Below are 19,359 nucleotides of genomic sequence, written 5' to 3' on the forward strand. Positions count from 1 at the left end.
CACTCTCGGCCGCTCCCCCGCTTTCGGCTTCGCCCGAGCGGGGGGACCCCCACGAGCGGGAGGTACCCCCTCGTCACGGCCGGGCGCGTTCCGTAACACGTCCGGGCGCGTTAGCGTGCCCACGTCACGACCATCGGATCCATCCCCGATCACGGAGGTGTGCACATGGCTCTGTCGAGACGCGTTCTGGGCCGGCTGGCGGCGACCGGAGCGGCCGCGGCAGCGGTCACCGCGGCCACGGGCCCCGCCCACGCGGCGGCGCCGCCCCCCGGCGGCCGCCCCGTACGCACCGGCTTCGACCGTCTGTCCGCCGACGGCTACCGCCTCCTGGAGGGCCGCAGGGTCGGCATCGTCACCAACCCGACGGGGGTGACCCGGGACGTCCGCCACATCGTGGACGTCATGCACGCCGACCCACGGGTCCGCCTGACCGCCGTCTTCGGCCCCGAGCACGGCTTCCGGGGCACCGCCCAGGCCGGCGGCTCCGAGGGCCGCTACGACGATCCCGCCACCGGGCTGCCGGTCTACGACACCTACAACAAGAGCGGCGCGGAACTGGCCGGCATCTTCACCGACTCCGGTGTGGACACCGTCGTCTTCGACATCCAGGACGTCGGCGCCCGCTTCTACACCTACATCTGGACGCTCTACGACTGCATGGTGGCGGCCGTCCTCGCGGGCAAGCGCTTCGTGGTGCTCGACCGGCCCAATCCGGTCACCGGCCGGGCCGCCACCGGGCCCGTACTGGACAAGAAGTACGCCTCCTTCGTGGGCCGCGAGCCGATCTCGCAGGCGCACGGGATGACGGCGATGGAGCTGGCGCTGCTCTTCAACGGCGAGTTCGTGACGCAGGCCGCCGGGCGGCCGGTGGAGCTGGAGACCGTACCGATGACGGGCTGGCGGCGCGAGGACTTCTTCGACGCGACCGGACTGCCCTGGGTGCCGCCGAGCCCCAACATGCCCACCCCCGACACCGCCCTGGTCTACTCGGGCACCTGCCTCTTCGAGGGCACCAACCTCTCCGAAGGGCGCGGCACCACCCGCCCCTTCGAACTGCTGGGAGCCGACGGCATCGACGCCCGGTGGGCCGCGGCCGCCACCGCACTGGGCCTGCCCGGTGTGCATTTCAGGGAGGCCTACTTCGCGCCCACCTTCTCCAAGTTCCAGGGCAGGACGATCGGCGGCGTCCAGCTGCACGTCCACGACCGCGCCGCCTTCGACCCCGTACGGACCGGCATCGGCCTGCTGGTGACGGCCCGGCAGGTCTGGCGCGGCTTCGCCTGGCGGCCGGACAACGGGATCGACCGGCTCACCGGCTCGTCGGCGGTCCGCACGATGATCGACGCGGGCGCGGGAGCCGACGAGGTGGTGGCGTCCTGGCAGGCGCAGCTGCGGCGGTTCCGCAGGGTGCGGCGGCGGTATCTGCGGTACGCGTAGGCGGTACCGGGCGTCGGAAGGACCGGCATATCTCATCAACCGAGACAGACCGGTCCGGCTATTGACTGCCCTCTACACCGACCATGAGAGTGCCGCTCGTGCAGAGTGACGCGAGATCAGCAAAGACAGCGCGGGAAACGGAGCCGGACAAGGAGCCGGCGGGGGGCCGGGGCGGCGGTGAAAGCCTGCGGCGCGTGGCGGTGGCCTCGTTCATCGGGACGGCCATCGAGTTCTACGACTTCTACATCTACGGGACGGCCGCCGCCCTCGTCCTCAACCAGGCATTCTTCCCGACCCTCTCCCCGGTCAACGCCACCCTCGCGTCCTTCTCCACCTACGCGGTGGCGTTCGCCGCGCGGCCCCTCGGCTCGGTGATCTTCGGGCACTTCGGGGACCGGGTGGGCCGCAAGTCCGTCCTGGTCGCCTCGCTGCTGCTGATGGGCCTGTCCACGGCCTTCGTCGGGCTGCTTCCGGGCTACGGCACGCTGGGCATCTGGGCGCCGCTGCTGCTGATCGCGCTGCGCTTCCTGCAGGGCATCGGGCTGGGCGGTGAGTGGGGCGGGGCCGCGCTGCTGGCCGTCGAGCACGCGCCGAAGAGGCGGCGCGGCCTGTATGCCGCGTTCCCTCAACTCGGGCCGTCCGTGGGATTCTTCGCGGCAACCGGGGTGTTCTGGCTGCTGTCGGCGGGGCTCGATGACGCGGCGTTCCGTTCCTGGGGCTGGCGGGTGCCGTTCCTGCTGTCGTTCCTGCTGGTCGGCGTGGGGCTGTTCGTACGGCTGAAGATCAGCGAGACGCCGGTGTTCGCCAAGGTGATGGACGCCCACAAGGCCGCCAGGGTCCCGGCTGTCGAGGTCTTCCGCCGGCATCCGCGCGCACTGCTGCTGGGCGCCGGCGGCATGATCGTCGCGTACGGCCTCTTCTACACGGCGACGACGTACTGCCTCGCCTACGCCACCGGCGCCCTCGGCATCTCCCGTAACACCATGCTGGCCCTCTCCCTCGTCGCCTGCCTGTTCCTGGCGGCCGGCACCTGGCTGGCAGCCACCCTCTCCGACGCCCTCGGACGCCGCACGCCGGTCCTCGCGGGCACCGGTCTGGCGGCGGTGTGGGGGCTGGTCCTCTTCCCGCTGCTGGACACCGGGCAGCCGGTGCTGATCGCAGCCGGAATCGGCGGCGCGCTGTTCTGCATGGGCGTGGTGTACGGCCCGATGGGCGCGTATCTGCCCGAGCTGTTCGGCACGACGGTGCGCTACTCGGGCGCCTCGCTGGCGTACAACCTGGGCGGGGTCCTGGGCGGCGCGGTGGCACCGCTGGTCGCCACCCGGCTCCAGTCGGCGTTCGGTTCGGCGTCGGTGGGCTGGTACGTCAGCGCCATGGCGGTCGTTTCGCTGGTGTGCGTCCTGGCGCTGCCGGAGACGCGGGAACGCGAACTCGGCTAGGGCCTGCAGGCCTTGAGCCTGTCGGCCGGATGTCGGCCGGGTGTCGGCCGGGTGTCGGCGGCGCACGCGAGGATGGCGGCAGGCCGATGCCCGGCCACCTGGTTTCCCGGACCGGCTTCCCGGACCGGCTTTCGCGGAGGTTGACCATGGCCACACCCCGGACCGGCACCCTGGACGTGCCCGGCGCGCGGATCCACTACGAGGTGCGCGGCCGCGGGCCGTTGCTCGTCCTGGTGCACGCCGGGGCCGGTGACGCCGGGGTCTTCGACTGGATCGCGGACCCGCTGGCGGCGCACTTCACCGTGGTGGCGCCGGACCGTCGCGGCCACTCCCGCAGCCCGCTCGACCCGCCCGGCACCACACCGCGGGTCGACGAGCACAGCGACGACATCCACCGGCTGCTCGGCGAACTGACCGACGAGCCCGCGCTGGTCTATGGCAGCAGCTCCGGCGCCGTCGTGGCGCTGGACCTGCTCGCCCGGCACCCGGACCGGATACACACCGTCATCGCCCATGAACCGCCGCTGATCGGGCTGTTGCCCAACGCCGCCGACCACCGGCAGCTGTTCGCCGGTGTCCAGGTCACCTTGCGGCAGCAGGGGACCGAGGCGGCGATGCGGCAGTTTTTGGCGGGCGTGGGGCTCGAGGACGGCACGCAGAAGCTGCCGCCCCTGGCCGAACTCCCGGCACCGCTGCGTGCGTTGCTGGAGCGGATGGCGGCCAATGAGCCGTTCTTCCTTGAGCACGAGCTGGTTCCCGTCACGGCGTACGCACCGGACATCGACGCGCTGCGCACGGCGGCGGACCGGCTGCTGATCGGCATCGGCAGCGACGCGCGCCGGTCGATGCCCGGCCGGGCGAGTGCCGCGCTGGCCGGGCAACTGAGCCTGGATCTCACCGAGTTGCCCGGCGGCCACACGGGCTACACGGACAACGCCACCGACTTCGCCCCGCGGCTGGCGGAGCTGCTGCGCGGCCGCACGCTCACGGCCTGAGCCACCACCGTTCGCTCTCCCGGGACAGCGCCTCCCAGAGGCGGTTGAGGGGGTGGTCGGGGCCGTACGCGTCCCGCTCACCCCGCCGGGTGAACACCCCGACCAGCACCTCGGTCCGGGGCCCCACATCGCCGACGATGTCCAGCATCCGCAGGCCCCCGGCCTCCGGGAGACGGCCGTCCTCCGCCGCCTCCCCGATGCCCCGGGTGACCAGCATCGCCCCGCTGACCACCCCCGAACGCAGCAGCTCGAAGCCGTAGTGGGCGGCCTCTATCTCCGCGGCGACGGTCAGCCTCTGGCGGTAGTCGGGGCCGTACCAGGAGGTCAGGAAGCGGCCGATCAGGCCGCGCGCGGAGATCACCAGCGGCAGCGCGGGCAGGTCCCGGGCGCCGAAGGAGCCGCCGGGGAGGCGGTCGGGCGGCAGATTCGTCAGCAGGGACAGGCCGCTGCGCCGCCACTCCATCACCTCGTACGGGGCCAGCTGTTCCTCCTCCTGGCCCTCCGTCACCACCACGCTGCCGCAGACCACATCGAGTTCCTTGGAGCGGAGCTTGGTGAACAGGTCGCCGGTGCGGACATGGGTGACCTTGAGGTCGACGTTGTCGCGCTCGTACGCCTCGCTGACGCGTTCCACGGCGTCCAGGAGGAAGCCGAGGGTGTAGCGGGTGGTGCCGACGGAGAGCGTCCGGCCCAGGCGGCGGCGGGCGTCGTGCACGCCGTCCGACCAGTCGCCGAGCGTGCGCCGCGCCAGGCCGACGAGCGCCTCGCCGGTCGCGGTGAACAGGGCGTCGCGCCCCCGCCCCTGCTTGAGCACCAGTTCCTCGCCGCACAGGGCGGCGAACGTACGGTTCATCGTGTCCAGCTGCTTTTGCACGCTGGACTGTTCGCGTCCCAGCCGGCGGGCGGCACCGAGCGCGGTGCCTTCCTCACGAACCATGATCAACGTGCGCAACTGGTCCATGGTCGTATCGAGCAGCTCCGGCGGATACTGCAGCGGACCCTGTAAGGCCATGCGCCCCTTCTCGCTTTCGCACTCCCTTTTCAAATCACGGTTGTGCAGCATAACCCTTGCCCAAAACCGGTTCGAACTGATCCCGAGGTCAGCAGGGATTATCTGGGGATTTCTTCCGGAAAATACTGGATGCGTTCCCGGTACCCGTGCAATGGTCAGGCCAATCCCCGTCAACCATCTTCTCTGCAAGGAGAGTTGAGCTAGTGAGCCATTCCCAGGTCGCGCCGCCGCACGGCACGCCCGTACCGACGGGCCCGGCCAAGAGGCCCGGCACCCTCACCACCCTGCTGGTGGTAACGGTGCTCTCGGCGGTGTCCGCATTTGTCGGGGCGGTCATTTCCTTCGCCGGAGGGACGGAATTCGCCGACCAGAACCTCAAGGACGCCATTGCGCAGGATCCGGAGAAAATCGGCCTGCCCGCGGGGACCACGGCGAAGACCGTGTTCGGCGACGGCGCTCTCTGGAAGTCGCTGGTCGAGGAGCGGCAGGACCAGTTGGTGAACCGCGCCGTGATGGCCGTTGTCATCGGCGCGCTGCTGCTCCTCTTCGCGCTGTTCGCCCGCAAGGCGGCCACCTGGGCCCGCGTCATGATCACCATCATGTCCGTGGTGGTTCTGCTGGCCCACATCCTGATCGCCGGCGACTACCCGCCGGACTCCCTCCTGCTCACGAGCATGGTCGCCATGCTCACCGCGTTGGTGGCGATCGTGTTCAGCTGGTTGCCGGCCAACGGCCGTTATGCGAAGCAGCTGAAGGGCCTGTAGCCGGGCACGGCTGCCTGATCCCCTGCCGCAGGCCCCGGGCGCGCGCCCGGGGCCTGCGGCATCGGCATTGCTCCGCTCTTACCGGTGTGCGGGTCTCTTACCGGTGTGCGGGGAATTCCACCACCTGCTGGTACGTCGGCCGGTTCTGCCAGCTGATGGTGTCGTGGGTCAGACCGCCCACCGCGCGGTGGATGATCGCGTCCGCGCACCACTGGTCGCCGGCCTTGCAGCTGTCGTCGCCCGGGTAGACCTGCTCGGCCGTCTTGGCGTTGGCCTCCCGCAGCGTGTCCAGCAGGGTGTCGCGGCAGGCCGACAGGTCTCCGTTGCCGCAGTACTGCTGGGTGAGCGGGCCCTTGACCTGGTCGCCGAGCACCGCGCGCAGGTCCTTGTCCGCGTAGCTCCACCAGCCGTACTGGAAGGCCGAGCCGGCGTGCGCCCCGGTGGGTCCGTGGGCCGCCGACGGGGACTCGTCGGTGGCCAGGTTGGAGGTCAGGGCCTGGTAGAGGTCGCCGCCCAGGCGCGGCTTGAAGGTGGCTTCGATCATCCGCGGCCACCAGGCGTCCATCAGCCGTACGGCGTCGGAGTGGGCGTAGGTGTGCGAGCCCGCGGCGGTCTCGCGGCGCTGCGCACCGTCCTTGCGCCAGGCCTCCAGCCGCTGCACCGCGGTCTTGAGCGCGGGATCGGTGACGGGCTTGCTGCGCAGCACCCGCAACAGCTCGGGCAGTACGTCCTCGCCGCGCAGATCGGTGACCGCGGCCTCGGACATCGCCCGGGTCAGGGAGGCCCGGGTCACCCCGCCCTCCTTGGTCAGCGCGCGCACCCGGTCGTCGAGCAGATTGGCGCGGTGCACCGGGCCGTTGCCGAAGCCGGCCGAGTCGTAGTCCTTGGCCTGCTTGTTGTTCCAGGAGATGTAGTAGTCCTGGTTGACGGACTGGGGGTGCTGGGCGGGCGGGGTGTAGTCGGTGGTGTTGGTGGCGGGGTCGTAGCCCTTCCAGGCGTAGGCCTGCTGCGCCCTGATGGGCAGCGCCGGATCGACGTCCGGGTGACGGACCGGGTTGAGGCCGCTGTTGTAGTACGCGGTGTCACGCGAGTCGGCATAGAACCAGTTGAAGGCGTAACCGATGTGCTGGGCGGCCTTCTTGAAGGTCGCGGCACTGCGGACGTACGACGGGTCGTTGAGCATCTGGAAGCCGATGATGGAGTCGGCCTCGTGCCGGTAGGTGGTGCGCAGCGCCGTATAGGCGACGGGCCTGCCCTTGACGGTGGCGCGGTGGGTGACGGTCCCCCACTTGGTGCGGAAGACCTGCATCCGGTACGAGCCGGCGGCCGTCGGGTCGGCGATGGTGGGCTTCCAGGAGTTCGTCCGCTCCAGCTTCTCCATGGGGATACAGGCGCCGCGGTAGCGGTAGGAGGTCGAGTCCTTGGTGGGCCGGGAGCCGTCCGCGTTGCACAGGTCGACGGCGTAGGTGTCCGTGATGTCCTGGCCCGCGGAGGTGGCGCTCCAGGCGTAGTCCTGGCCGCGGCCCAGCTGGACGTACATGCCGACGCCCGCGAAGGAGGCGCCGCGGGAGCTGATGCCCGGTCCCTGGATCTCCTGGAGCATCAGCAGCTGGGGCGCGAAGTAGCCGGTCTGCGGGCCGAAGACGGCGACCGGGTTCCCGCCGGCGGTGTGCTTGCCGGAGACCAGCAGCGCATTGGACATGCCGCGGCGCTGGGAGGGGTTGAAGCTCCCCTTGGGCAGCACCCCGTCCTTGAACAGCCCCTCCAGCTTCTTGTACTTCTTCGGGGCCTCGACCGGGTCCTGCGGCGTCCTCTCGCCCTTCTTGAGGGCCGCGGCGCCGGTGCGGTCGAAGACCAGCTGCTCCGGGGTGACCGAGCCGCGGTCGGGCAGGGCGGTGCCCTTGGCCTTGTCGGGCTTGCCGGCGTACGGGAAGCTCTGGCCGTTGTGCAGGGTCTTGGCGGCCTCGGGGTCGTTGCGCTCCCGGAAGGACTCCCAGACCTTGGTGCCCTTCTCGACGCCGTACTTCTGCTGGGCGGAGAGCAGCGCGAGGGCCGAATTGACCTCGCCGCCACCGCCGTTGCCGAAGAGCCCGCCGACGACGGAGGCCAGCGCTATCAGGTCGGTGAGCTTGAAGGGCTTGATCTCACCGGCGTTGGTGATCGCGTTGATGTGGCCGGTGAGGACGTACTCGCCGGGGAAGTACCGCCCGTTCTTGGACTGCTCCCGGTAGGCGTTGATGCCGTCGACGTACGCCTGGGCGTCCTTCATGGCCTGCTCGCCGCGCGCGCCGTGGTTCTTCCGGATGGCGTCGACCTGCTCCTGGAGGTCCTTCTCGGTGTACGGCGCCTGGGGGAAGAACTGCTGCTCCATGCCCTGGTTGGCGGGCGCGCCGCCGGCGAAGGAGGTCAGCTCGCCGCGTCCGATGTGGCGGAAGAGGTCCATCAGCCAGAGCCGGTCCTGGCCCGCGGCGTAGCCGGCGCCGAATTCGGTGCCGTAGCGGGTGGTTCCCTTGATGTGCGGGACGCCGGTCTTCTTGTCGCGGGTGATGGTCACATCGTCGCGGGGCGTGGAGACCTTGCCGACCTGGTCGCCGGGGACGCCGAAGGAGGCGTCGTTGAAGAAGTCGGTGAGCGTGTCGTCGGTGAGCGACTGGTAGCCGCTCGCCAGCGCACCGTAGGGGCCCAACTGGTCGGTGGAGTGCCGGGGGTGGGTGCCGAACAGCTTGTTGCCGAGGATCTGCATCAGGGTGGCATTGCCGGTGGCGCCGGGCGGCAGGATGTCGGCGCACTGCCCCTGGCAGTAGTCGTGGGCGTCGTTCGGCGCGGCCGCGGCCGCGGTGGGGGGCGGTGCCAAGAGCGTGGCGCCCAAGGCGAACAGGGCGGCCGCGGCGGCAGCTCTGAACCTTCCGGTACGTCGTTGCATTCCTGCTCCTCGAGGGGCGTCCCCCTGCAGCTCGGGGGAGGGGTGGGCGGGACGTTACCGGCGGTTACTCGTTGCCGGAAGGTGAACAACAGTCACCTTTTCGAATTCCCCACAGCAGCAGGGGCGAGGGAACCGGACGAACCCGGGCACAGCACTCACATCCCGCGCCCCTCGCCCTGCACCCCTCGGACCCGCAAAGAAGTTCGATGGATCCAGGTGGTGATCGGGTACGTCCCTTCCGTGTCCAGTCGGGTCCTCCCCACGGAGGTGGGATGAAATTGGCCGGTTTCAGAGCTCTCGCAGAACAGGTCCGCAATCCACGGCTCGTGGCCGCCCAGCGGCGTACGGCACTGCGCAAATGCCTGGAGCGCTTCGCCCCGTACGGGCACCGGGCGACCTGGCACCATCTGTGTGACCAGGTCGGCATCGCGGCCCACGACCGCAGTCCCGACCCCGAGCGGCTGGTGGCCGCGCTGGCGGAGCTGGAAGAGGCCCGCACCCTCTGGCTGGCGTACGAGGAGGAGTTCGCGGCCCGGCGCCGGAGAGAGAAGCACGACGGCAGGCGCCAGCCCGGCCCGATCGACGACTGGCACCGGCGCACCTGGGGCGGCTGTGACATCGTGCCGTGCGAGTCTCCGCAGCGGCATCCGGCGGCCCGTCTCGCCGTGGTGCTGCGCCGCATGATCGCGGCGATGGAGGCGGGGCGGCCGCGCCGGGACTGCCCGGTGTGCGGCGGGACGCGCTTCGCCTGGCTCCCGGAATCCACGGACTGCCCCGCGTCGGGGCCCGCCTGCCGGGAGTGCGGGGTGGTGGCCCCGGCGTCCGTGCTGACCTCCGAGGCGCTGACGGCGGCGGGCCGCCGGGTCGGCGGGGCGGGGGCGTTCGCGGCGGCGTGAGACCGTCCGCCCCGCACCGCTGCGGGAACGGCGCAGGTCACGAGCGTTGTCAGACCCCCGTGTCACCATCGGGACATGCTTCAGGTATGTCTCAACGGCGCCCGGACCGCGGCCGATTCGGCCGCGGTGCCCCTCTCACCGGCCGCGCTCGCCGATGCCGCCCGCCAGGCGGTGGCGGCCGGTGCCGACGAGGTGCACGTCCACCCCAAGACCCCCTGCGGTCAGGACTCGCTCTCGCCGCGAGTGGTGGGCCCGGTCCTGGAGGCGATACGGGCCGTGGTGGACGTACCGGTCGGCGTGACGACCGGCGCCTGGGCCGAGCCGGACCCCGGGCGCCGGGCCGAACGGATCCGGTCCTGGACAGTGCTGCCCGACCACGCCTCGGTCAACTGGCACGAGCCCGGTGCCGAGTCCGTCGCCGCCGCGCTGCTGGAGCGCGGCATCGGCATCGAGGCCGGCCTGTGGTCGGGCACGGACGGCGCGGCCCACTTCGCCCGCTCACCGCTGGCGCCGCGGGTGCTGCGGGTGCTCGCCGAAGTCACCGACACCGACGCCCGGTCGGCGCCAGGAACTGCCCGGGAGCTGCTGGCCTCGATGGCACCGCACGACCGCCCCGTACTGCTCCACGGCGAGGACGGCGGCGCCTGGCCGGTGGTCCGCCTCGCCACCGATCTGGGCCTGGCCACGCGCATCGGCCTCGAGGACACCCTCCTCCTCCCCGACGGCAGGCCCGCCCCCTCCAACACCCAACTGGTCCTGACCGCCACGGCCTTCCGCACCCGCCTCCCGGAAGGGTGACTCCCGCTGTACGTGCTCCCGGTGTACGTTCCGTCGCCCGGCCGCGCTCGCCCGCTCCCCCATCGTCGGGCTACCGGCCGACTACCGACACGCTGCCCGGATTCGCCGCTCACAGAGCCGGTGCTCATATGGCCGGAGGCCGCGTGCCGTCCGGGTACGGCCTTTACGAAGCCGCCCTCGAGCTGAAACAACTGTCCACGGGCCGACCGGCCGGTAACGGCGTCGGCCCGCACGGTCCGTGCGGCATCAGGGCGGTACGGACGCAGCAGGAGAGGGTGGACGTCCATGGCCGCACTGCACGATCTGACCGCGCTCGAGCAGGCCGCCGGAATCCGTTCGGGAGAGATCTCACCCGTTGAGCTCACCGAGCACTATCTGGCGCGGATCGACCGGCTGGACGACACGCTCGGCGCCTTTCTCACCCGTACGCCGGAGATCGCCCGCAAGCAGGCCGCGGACGCCGAGAGCGAGGCCGCGGCGGCCCGCCGGGAGGGGCGTGAACTCCCGGTGCTGCACGGCGTTCCGGTGCCGGTCAAGGACCTCAACCAGGTGGCGGGCGTGCGCTGCACGATGGGCTCGCGGGCGCTGGCGGAGTATGTCCCCACCGTCGACGACCATGTGGCCGACAAGCTGCGGGCGGCCGGCACGGTCCTGCTCGGCAAGACCAACACCCCCGAATTCGGGCTGCCCTGCTACACCGAGAACGGCCTTGCGCCGCCCGCCCGCACCCCCTGGGACCTGGAGCTCTCGGCGGGCGGGTCCAGCGGCGGCGCGGGCGCGGCAGTGGCCGGCGGCCTGGCGCCCGTCGCGCACGCCAGCGACGGCGGCGGCTCGATCCGTATCCCGGCCTCGGTCTGCGGGCTGTACGGCATCAAGCCCAGCCGCGGCCGGGTCAGCGGCGGCCCGCTGCTGCACGATGTGACGGGCCTGAGCACCTCGGGGCCGCTGGCCCGTACGGTCGCCGATGCGGCCGCGCTGCTGGACGTCCTGGCGGGCTCGATGCCCGGCGACCCGTACACGGCGCCGTCGCTGCCGCCCGGTGAGACCTTCGCCGCGCACGCCCGCCGTGCCCCCGGACGGCTGCGGATCGCCTGTCTCACCGACGCCCCGATACCGGGCATCACGATCGACCCCGACTGCCGCACCGCCGTCACCAAAACGGCCGACCTGCTGGCCGAACTCGGCCATGAGGTCGAGGAGTTGACACTTCCCGCCGACGACAGCATCCTCTACGCCTTCACCCGTGTCTGGTCGGTGATGGCCGCCAACCGCCCGGTGCCGCCGGACGGCGAGGAGCTGCTGATGCCGCTCACCCGCTATCTGCGCGCACGGGGCAAGGAGGTCTCCGGCACGGACTTCGCGGCCGCGCTGTATGCGTTCCGGGCGCTCGCGCAGACCCTCGCCGACGGGCTGATGCCGCCCGGCGGCTATGACGCCATCCTCTCGCCGACGCTGGCCGGGCCGCCGCTGCCGGTCGGCGCGCTGCGCAACGACGCCGACCCGCAGGCCGAGTTCGCCGCGATCGGCGCGTACACCCCGTTCACCGCGCTCTACAACGCCACCGGCCAGCCCGCGGTCAGCATCCCGCTGCACTGGAATGCCGCGGGCCTGCCGATCGGGGTGATGCTCGGCGGCCGGTACGGCGAGGAGACCACGCTGATCTCCCTCTCCGCACAGCTGGAGCAGGCCCGCCCCTGGGCCGGCCGTAAGCCGTCGGTCTGGTGACGCAAGGCGTCGGTCCGGTGGTGTAAACCGTCGGTCCGGTGACCGGAGGCGCGCTCGCCCCCGCGCGGGGCGGGCGCGCTCACCGGCAGCCGTCGCCCGTTTCCCCGGGCGGGCACGCCTCGCCGTCCCCGCCCTGCCCCGCCGGGTCCTTGGCGCTCCGGTCGACGCGCAGCCGCCGCGCGCCGGGCCCCTGCCGGCCGAGGTTGTCGTACGGATTGGACAGGGCGCACTTCTGCAGCGAGAGACAGCCGCAGCCGATGCAGTCGGTCAGCCGGTCGCGCAGTTCGACGAGCTGGCTGATCCGCTCGTCCAGCTCGGTGCGCCAGACCTCGGAGAGCCGGGCCCAGTCGGCGGGGTTGGGCGTGCGCTCGTCCGGCAGCTCGGCCAGCGCCTCCCGGATCACCGCCAGCGGGATCCCGACGCGCTGCGCCGCCCGGACGAAGGCGACCCGGCGCAGCGCGTCGCGGGTGTAGCGGCGCTGGTTGCCGCCCGTCCTGGTGCTGCTGATCAGCCCCTTGGACTCATAGAAGTGCAGCGCGGAGACCGCCGCGCCGCTCCGCGCGGAGAGCTGGCCGACGGAGAGTTCATGAACCTTGTACGGAAGCTGAGGCACCCCTCAACACTAGCCCGCACGATCTCCGCAACGTTTCCCCAGGCGTTGACAGTGGGTGCCCGCACTCCGCATGCTGAGCAAGCGCTTAGTAAGCCCTGAATGAGCGCTGGTCAATCATGGGATCCCGAGGAGGCAGGCGGAGATGGCAGAGCCCCGAGTGTTTGCATCGGTCGATGAGCTGCGGGGGGCGGTCGGCGAGGAGCTGGGCCCCAGTGACTGGCTGGAGATCGACCAGAAGCGGATCGATCTCTTCGCGGACGCCACCGGCGATCACCAGTGGATCCATGTGGACCAGGAAAAGGCCGCGGCCGGCCCGTTCGGCACGACCATCGCGCACGGCTATCTGACGCTCTCGCTGCTGCCCACCCTCGTACCGCAGCTGATGCGGGTCGACAACGTCACGATGGGCATCAACTACGGCGCCAACAAGGTGCGCTTCCCCGCCACCGTCCCGGTCGGCTCGCGGCTGCGCGCCACGGCGCGGATCGCGGAGGTGACCGAGGTGAAGGGCGGCGTACAGCTCGCCACGGTCGTCACGGTCGAGCGCGAGGGCGGCGACAAGCCGGTGTGTGTCGCGGAGACGGTCAGCCGTTTTTATCTGTAGCGGGCTTTCCCGTGGCGGGCCCGCCCGGCTGGGCGCCCACCATCCGCAGGACGAGGTCGGCGTAGAGCGCGCCGACCTCGTCGGGCGTGCGCGGGCCGTCCGCCGTGAACCAGCGGGCGACGTCCACGCACAGCGACAGCACGGCAAGCGTGGTGCCCGGCACGTCGTCGGCCCGGAATTCGCCGCTGTCCGCGCCGTCCTGGATGATCCCGCGCAGCAGCCGGTCGGTCCGGCGGCGCAGATCGGTGATCTCCGCGTAGTGCTCGGTGCTGAGTGCCTGGAGTTCGTACTGGATGACCCGGGCGGTGGTGTGGTGCTCGGCGTGCCAGCGGGCGAAGGTGCGTACCGCGTCGGCGAGCCGCTCGGTGGGGCCGCCCGCGGCCTCGGCGGCGGCGCCCATGATGCGCAGGGCCTTCTCGTGGCCGATGCCGCTGATGCGGTAGAGGAGCTCTTCCTTGGTCTTGTAGTGGATGTAGAGCGCGGCGGGGCTCATCCCGGCCCGGCCGGCGATGTCGCGGGTCGTGGTGGCGTGGTAGCCGCGCTCCGCGAACGCCTCGACGGCGGCGCTGACCAGCCGTCGAGCGGCGTCCGGGGTGACCCCGGCCCACTCCTCGTTCTCCGCTTTCGCGCGCTCCGCCGCCGCACCCATCGCGTACCCCGCTCCTCGATCCGCCAGGGACGTTCCCCTGACGGATCGAACACCATACCGTGCCGCTGAGCAAGCGCTTAGCAATGTGGTGCGGTGCATGGCCGGATCCCGTACCGCAGCATGTCAGAAGGCGGAGACCCCCGTCAGCGCCCGTCCGATGACCAGTTTCTGTATCTGGCTGGTGCCCTCGTACAGGGTCATCACCCGGGCGTCCCGCAGCAGCTTGCCGACCGGGTATTCGTCGATATAGCCGTAACCGCCGAAGACCTGGAGGGCGTTGTTGGCGGCGCGCACCGCGGCCTCGGAGGCGAACAGCTTGGCCTTCGACGCCTCGGTGACGAACGGCTCGCCGCGGTCGATCAGATCGGCCACCCGCCAGGTCAGCAGGCGCGCCGCATCCACATCCACCGCGATATCGCTGATCAGCTCCTGCACCAGCTGGTGCCGGGCGATCGGCTTGCCGAACTGCTCGCGCTCCCCTGCGTAGCCGAGCGCGGCGTCCAGCGCGGCCTGGGCGATGCCGACGCAGCCGGCGGCGACCGACATCCGCCCCTTGGCCAGCGCGGACATCGCCACCGAGAAGCCCTTGCCCTGGGGGCCGAGCATGGCGGTGGCGGGGATCCGTACGCCGTCCAGGACCAGCTCGGCGGTGGCCTGGCCGCGCAGTCCCAGCTTGCCGTGGATCTCCCGGCGCGCGAGACCCGGGGTGTCGGCCGGTACGAGGAAGGCGCTGATGCCCTGGTGGCCGGGTGCGTCGCCGGTGCGGGCGAAGAGCAGGACGACATCGGCCCAGGTGCCGTTGGTGATGAACATCTTGGCGCCGTCGATCACGTAGGTGTCGCCGTCGCGGACCGCCCGGGTGGCGAGGTTCGCGGCGTCGGATCCCGTGCCCGGCTCCGTGAGGCCGAAGCAGCCGACGGCCTCGCCGGACGTCAGCCGCGGCAGCCACTCCCGCTTCTGCCGCTCGTCGCCCCAGGAGGCGAGGGTCTTGGCCACCAGCCCGAGGGAGACCGAGACGATGCCGCGTACGGAGGAGTCGGCCCGGCCCAGCTCCTCGGTGACCAGGACGTACGAGAGGTGGTCGCCGCCGGAACCGCCGTACTCCTCGGGGACGGTGAGCCCCAGGAAGCCCAGCTCGCCGAGCTTCTTCACGATGCCGCGGTCGACCTGCTCCGCGCGGTCCCAGGCGGTGGCGTGCGGCGCGATCTCGCGGTCGGCGAAGTCCTTGGCAAGCCGGCGTACCGCGCTCTGCTCCGCGCTGAGCTCCAGGTTCATCGAAGGCCCCCTGTGGACGGGAAAGGGCTGGTCGGCCGGCTGGCCGGCCAGGTCGCCGGCCGGGCGGCCGACGAGTTAATTACCACTGCTAGTTTTCTGGCGGCAGCCCTACTATGTGCGTCATGGCCCGACCCCGCAAGCCCCTGCTGAGCCGCGAACGCATCGTCACCGCGGCGCTGGCGCTCATCGACGCGGAGGGGCTGCCGGCGCTCTCCACCCGGCGCCTCGCGGCCGAACTGGGCGTGAGCGGGCCGTCCCTCTACAACCACTTCACGACCAAGGACGAGATCCTCGACGCGGTCGCCGACACGGTCATCGCCAAGGTCGATGTGTCGACGTTCGAGACGGGCGGGGACTGGCGGGCCGGGCTGCTGGACTGGGCCCGTTCCTACCGCGCCGCGCTCGCCGCGCATCCGCACATCGTGCCGTTCCTCGCCCAGGGCCCCGGCCGCCGCCCGGCCGGGCTGAAGATGGCCGACGCGGCGTTCGGCGGCATGGTCGAGGCGGGCTGGCCGCCGGCCCAGGCCACCCGGATCTGCGCCATGGTCCGCTACTTCGTGGCGGGCTCGGCGCTGGGCTCCTTCGCCCGCGGCTTCGTGGACGACCCGGGCGCCTACGACCCCGCCGACTACCCGCACCTGGGCCAGGCCCACCTCCTGGCCGAGCACCAGCGCCAGGTGGACGAGGGCGCGTTCGAGACCGGGCTGCGGGCGCTGGTGGACGGTCTGGCGCTGCACCATCCGGAACGCGAACCGGGGCGCGGCGCCTCGGGCAGCGTCTGACGAAGCCACACGGATCCGTACAGGTACGCACGGATGCGCACGGGTCCCCGAGCCATGGACACCTCCGCTGCTTCACCGGCATTCGGTGTAAAGTGCGCCCGCCTCTGGCGGACAGAGGCCCTTTTTGCCTGAGCGGGAGGCGGCGTGCGCGAGTCGGGCACGGCCATCAACGGCCCTTTCCAGACGCGGTACGGACGGTTCGTCATCGAGGTCCTGCGCGGTCAGGCGCAGGTCGATTTCCTGCCCAGCGCGCTGACCGGTGGGGTGTTCTCGGTCGCGCTGTTCGCGGCGGGCTGGGAATTCGGCCTCTACGGGCTGATAGGCACGGCCGTCGGCACCGGCACCGCCCGCCTCCTGGGCGTGGACCAAGACCGGATCACCACCGGCCTCGAAGGGTTCAACGCCTGCCTGGTGGCCGTCGGCTGCGCCGTCTTCCTCGGCGCCGCCCATCTGTCCACCGCGCTGCTCGCGCTGGCCGGCAGCGCGGCGGTCACCGTTCTCACCGCTGCCGCCGCCCGCATACTCGCCACCTGGGAACTGCCCACCTTCACCCTGCCGTTCTGCGTCACGGCCAGCGCGATGACCATCGCCGCGCCCGGCTTCCAGCGGGTCTGGCACCAGGACGCGGGCCCCGCCGCACTCTCCCGGCCCGCGGCCGGCCCCACCGCCCTCACCTTCACCGACCTCTGGCACGCCTTCTTCGCCAATATCGGCCAGATCTTCTTCATGCCGCAGTGGCACGTCGGCCTGATCTTCCTGCTCGGCATCTTCCTCGCCTGCCGCCGGGCGGGAGTCCTGGCCTGCGTCGGCAGCGCCGTCGGCATCCTGACCGCCTGGGCCCTCGGCGCACCCGCCGAGCAGGTGGCCGAGGGCACGATGGGCTACAACGCCGTGCTGGTCGCGATGGCGCTGTGCGGGGTGTTCCTCGCCGCGGACGGCTGGAGCCTGGCCTACGCGGTCGTCGGCGCGGCGGCCGCGACCGCGCTGAGTCCGGCCCTGGCCGCCGTCTTCGCGCCGTCCGGCGGCCACACCTTCACCTGGCCGTTCGTCCTGGTCTCGCTGGTCTTCCTGGTGGCTGCGCCGGCGTTCCCCCGGCTGCGCCGGGTCACGGGCTGACCGCGGTCCGGCCTGCGGCGCGGCGGGCCAGCAGCCGGATGGAGGCCAGCGCGATGACGGCCAGCACCATGATGTACGCGGACACCGACATCGAGGTGCCGCTCGCCTCGAGCAGCAGCACCATCAGGAACGGCGCCAGCCCGCCGCCCAGGATCGCGCTGATCTGATAGCCGAGCGACGCCCCCGTATAGCGCATCTCGGGCGTGAACAGCTCGGCGAACAGCGCGGCCTGCGGCCCGTACATGATGCTCAGGAAGCAGCTGCAGACGAAGGTGGCGACCGCCATCCACACCAGCGACGCGGTGTCGATGAGCAGGAACATCGGCACCGCCCACAGGAGCAGCCCGATGGCGCCCGCGGCGTAGACGCGCAGCCGGCCGATGCGGTCGGAGAGCGCCGCGGCGGCCGGGATCAGGGCGAGCTGGGTGAGGCTGACCAGGAGGCTGAGCGTGAGGACGGAGGTGCGCTCCATGTGCAGGGTGCGGGTGGAGTAGTCCAGGACGCCGGTGATCAGGATGTAGAAGGTGGCGGTGTTGACGGCGAACGAGCCGCCGGCCAGCAGGACCGTGCCCAGGTGGTGCCGGAGGATCGTCCGCAGCGGTGAGCGCCGCGCGGCCGCCGTCTTCTCCTGCACCGCCAGCTCCCGCTCCGCTGTGCGGAATTCGGGGGTCTCCTCGACGCGGGTGTGCACGTACCACGCGAGGACCAGGACCAGGACGCCGACGAGGAACGGAATCCGCCAGCCCCAGCTGCCGAAGGCCCGCTCGTCGGTGAATGCGCCCGCCAGCAGGAAGACGGAGTTGGCGGTCACCACGCCGATGGGGACGCCGAGCTGGACGAACGAGCCGTAGAGTCCGCGCTTGCCCTTGGGGGCGTACTCGGTGGCCATCAGCATGGCGCCGCCCCACTGGGCGCCGACCGCGATGCCCTGCAGAATGCGCAGGACGACCAGCAGGACCGGGGCGGCGACCCCGATGGCGTCGTAGGAGGGCAGCAGGCCGATACCGGTGGTGGCCAGCCCCATCACGGTCAGCGCGAGCACCAGCATCGGCTTGCGGCCGCGCCGGTCGCCCAGGTTCCCGGCGATCACGCCGCCGATGGGGCGGGCCAGAAAGCCCACGGCGAACGTGGCGAACGAGGCGAGGACGCCGGCCGCCCTGCTGCCCGAGGGAAAGAAGGAATCGCCGAGGACGAGCGCGGCGGCGATGCCGAAGACGAAGTAGTCGTACCACTCGACGGCGGAGGCGAGAGCCGCGGCGGTGGCCACCTTGCGGCGGCTGCGGGCGGAGGGCGAGCTGCCGGTGCTGTCGTGGGGTTCGGAGGGTGCCGTGTCCATGCGTGCAACTCCGGGGGTGCGGGGCGGGATGGGGGGCGGCGCCGTAGATGTCGGGCGACCGTACCGACCAGCCGGTACGGCGTCAACGAACCGCGCACCACGAGTTTCCGGCGCTCCCACCGCGCGGGGCCGGAGGCGCTTCCCGCGCCGCCGGCCCCGCCCCGTTCCTCCCGCTGCCTAGAAGACGATCAGCGCCCGTCCGCCCTGCCCCGCCAGCATCGCGTCGAACGCCGCCGGGATGCCCTCGAGCCCGATCCGCTCGGTGACCAGCGCCGAGAGGTCCAGGGCGCCGGAGCGGACGTGCCCGGCGATGACGGGAAGGTCGGCGGCCGGGTCGCTGTTGCCGTAGACGCAGCCGGAGAGGGTGCGGCCGAAATAGAAGAGTTCCAGGGCCGAGAAGGTCACCTGCTGGTCCTGGCCGCCGATGCCGACGACCGTGGTGCGGCCGCCGCGCCGGGTGGCCGACCAGGCCGTACGGATGGTGTCGGCGCGGCCCACACACTCCACGGCGACATCGGCACCCACGCCCCCGGTGAGCCTGCGGATCGTCTTGGCGGTGTCCTCACCGGCCACCACGAACTCGGTGGCGCCGGCCGCCCGCGCCAGTTCCTCCTTCGCCGGAGAGACATCCACCGCCACGATCGGGCCCGCCCCCGCGATCCGCGCCGCCTGGAGGGTGGCCAGACCCACCCCGCCGACGCCGAAGACCACGACCGACTCCCCCGCCCGCACCTGCGCGCTGTGGTGTACGGCGCCCCAGCCGGTGAGCACCGCGCAGCCGAGCAGCGCGGCGTCGGTCAGCGGAATGCCGTCCGGCAGCGGCAGTGCGGCGGCCGCGGGCACCACCGTCTCCTCGGCGAAGACGGCGGTGCCCAGGCCCGGGTAGAGCGCGCTGCCGTCGGCGGTGAGGGTGGCGGCCGCGCCTGGCCTGCTTCTTCTGCTGCGCGGCCGCCCCACGGGCGCGCGCCTGCTCCTTGGCGGCCACCAGCGCCTGG

General features: G+C 71.8%; 17 protein-coding genes. 10 read left to right on the forward strand and 7 right to left on the reverse strand.

Going from position 1 to position 19,359, the window contains the following annotated elements:
* The first annotated feature begins 165 nt into the window (after window positions 1-165).
* The 3 genes from AB0D04_RS19770 (at window position 166) to AB0D04_RS19780 (ending at window position 3,871) form a co-directional block, all read left to right on the forward strand.
* Window positions 166-1,437, forward strand: coding sequence for a DUF1343 domain-containing protein (locus tag AB0D04_RS19770; RefSeq protein WP_362704724.1), 1,272 nt, complete (start codon window positions 166-168; stop codon window positions 1,435-1,437).
* Between the two features lie 185 nt (window positions 1,438-1,622).
* On the forward strand, window positions 1,623-2,876 hold the full coding sequence (locus AB0D04_RS19775; RefSeq protein ID WP_362704769.1) for an MFS transporter: 1,254 nt from the start codon (window positions 1,623-1,625) through the stop codon (window positions 2,874-2,876).
* A 146-nt stretch (window positions 2,877-3,022) separates the two neighbouring features.
* Window positions 3,023-3,871: an alpha/beta hydrolase gene (locus tag AB0D04_RS19780; protein WP_362704726.1), complete on the forward strand. Its 849-nt coding sequence runs from the start codon at window positions 3,023-3,025 to the stop codon at window positions 3,869-3,871.
* Here AB0D04_RS19780 and AB0D04_RS19785 read toward each other — a convergent pair.
* A complete protein-coding gene (locus AB0D04_RS19785; protein ID WP_362704729.1) occupies window positions 3,861-4,883 on the reverse strand; it encodes a LysR family transcriptional regulator in 1,023 nt (340 codons plus the stop codon). The two genes, AB0D04_RS19780 and AB0D04_RS19785, sit on opposite strands and share 11 nt — an antisense overlap.
* A 203-nt stretch (window positions 4,884-5,086) precedes the next feature.
* On the opposite strand from AB0D04_RS19785, the gene AB0D04_RS19790 reads away from it, so the two are divergent.
* Window positions 5,087-5,647 carry a hypothetical protein gene (locus AB0D04_RS19790; RefSeq protein WP_362704732.1) on the forward strand — a complete coding sequence of 187 codons (561 nt, stop codon included), beginning with the start codon at window positions 5,087-5,089 and terminating at the stop codon, window positions 5,645-5,647.
* A gap of 97 nt (window positions 5,648-5,744) precedes the next feature.
* Here the strand turns inward: AB0D04_RS19790 and AB0D04_RS19795 are convergent, their stop codons facing one another.
* Window positions 5,745-8,570: a penicillin acylase family protein gene (locus AB0D04_RS19795; protein WP_362704735.1), complete on the reverse strand. Its 2,826-nt coding sequence runs from the start codon at window positions 8,568-8,570 to the stop codon at window positions 5,745-5,747.
* A gap of 278 nt (window positions 8,571-8,848) precedes the next feature.
* On the opposite strand from AB0D04_RS19795, the gene AB0D04_RS19800 reads away from it, so the two are divergent.
* The 3 genes from AB0D04_RS19800 to AB0D04_RS19810 all read left to right on the forward strand — a co-directional run bounded on the left by AB0D04_RS19800 (window position 8,849) and on the right by AB0D04_RS19810 (window position 11,989).
* Entirely contained in the window at window positions 8,849-9,466 is a 618-nt protein-coding gene (locus AB0D04_RS19800; protein ID WP_362704770.1) for a hypothetical protein, read from the forward strand.
* A 75-nt stretch (window positions 9,467-9,541) separates the two neighbouring features.
* On the forward strand, window positions 9,542-10,264 hold the full coding sequence (locus AB0D04_RS19805; RefSeq protein WP_362704738.1) for a 3-keto-5-aminohexanoate cleavage protein: 723 nt from the start codon (window positions 9,542-9,544) through the stop codon (window positions 10,262-10,264).
* A 285-nt stretch (window positions 10,265-10,549) separates the two neighbouring features.
* Window positions 10,550-11,989 (forward strand): amidase, encoded by a 1,440-nt coding sequence (locus AB0D04_RS19810; RefSeq protein WP_362704741.1) that lies wholly within the window; start codon window positions 10,550-10,552, stop codon window positions 11,987-11,989.
* A 79-nt stretch (window positions 11,990-12,068) separates the two neighbouring features.
* On the opposite strand, the gene soxR is transcribed toward AB0D04_RS19810, so the two are convergent.
* Window positions 12,069-12,602 carry a redox-sensitive transcriptional activator SoxR gene (soxR, locus tag AB0D04_RS19815; protein ID WP_362704743.1) on the reverse strand — a complete coding sequence of 178 codons (534 nt, stop codon included), beginning with the start codon at window positions 12,600-12,602 and terminating at the stop codon, window positions 12,069-12,071.
* Between the two features lie 142 nt (window positions 12,603-12,744).
* Here soxR and AB0D04_RS19820 point away from each other — a divergent pair, with 142 nt between their 5' ends.
* Window positions 12,745-13,206: a MaoC family dehydratase gene (locus tag AB0D04_RS19820; RefSeq protein WP_362704746.1), complete on the forward strand. Its 462-nt coding sequence runs from the start codon at window positions 12,745-12,747 to the stop codon at window positions 13,204-13,206.
* On the opposite strand, the gene AB0D04_RS19825 is transcribed toward AB0D04_RS19820, so the two are convergent.
* Together AB0D04_RS19825 and AB0D04_RS19830 are read right to left on the reverse strand one after the other, a co-directional pair.
* Window positions 13,187-13,855, reverse strand: a complete 669-nt coding sequence (locus AB0D04_RS19825) for a TetR/AcrR family transcriptional regulator (protein ID WP_362704748.1) — start codon at window positions 13,853-13,855, stop codon at window positions 13,187-13,189. The genes AB0D04_RS19820 and AB0D04_RS19825 overlap by 20 nt on opposite strands.
* A 123-nt stretch (window positions 13,856-13,978) precedes the next feature.
* Window positions 13,979-15,130 carry an acyl-CoA dehydrogenase family protein gene (locus tag AB0D04_RS19830; RefSeq protein ID WP_362704750.1) on the reverse strand — a complete coding sequence of 384 codons (1,152 nt, stop codon included), beginning with the start codon at window positions 15,128-15,130 and terminating at the stop codon, window positions 13,979-13,981.
* 122 nt (window positions 15,131-15,252) lie between these two features.
* Between AB0D04_RS19830 and AB0D04_RS19835 the strand changes: the two genes are divergently transcribed.
* Together AB0D04_RS19835 and AB0D04_RS19840 are read left to right on the forward strand one after the other, a co-directional pair.
* Window positions 15,253-15,912, forward strand: coding sequence for a TetR family transcriptional regulator (locus AB0D04_RS19835; RefSeq protein WP_362704752.1), 660 nt, complete (start codon window positions 15,253-15,255; stop codon window positions 15,910-15,912).
* A 144-nt stretch (window positions 15,913-16,056) separates the two neighbouring features.
* Entirely contained in the window at window positions 16,057-17,028 is a 972-nt protein-coding gene (locus AB0D04_RS19840; protein WP_362704754.1) for an urea transporter, read from the forward strand.
* Here AB0D04_RS19840 and AB0D04_RS19845 read toward each other — a convergent pair.
* Window positions 17,018-18,364, reverse strand: coding sequence for an MFS transporter (locus AB0D04_RS19845; protein WP_362704757.1), 1,347 nt, complete (start codon window positions 18,362-18,364; stop codon window positions 17,018-17,020). The genes AB0D04_RS19840 and AB0D04_RS19845 overlap by 11 nt on opposite strands.
* Before the next feature lie 177 nt (window positions 18,365-18,541).
* The coding region (locus AB0D04_RS19850; RefSeq protein ID WP_362704759.1) for a zinc-binding dehydrogenase at window positions 18,542-19,359 on the reverse strand (818 nt) is incomplete at its 5' end.

This window comes from Streptomyces sp. NPDC048483 (assembly GCF_040651455.1).
In the GTDB taxonomy this organism is placed as follows: Bacteria; Actinomycetota; Actinomycetes; order Streptomycetales; family Streptomycetaceae; genus Streptomyces.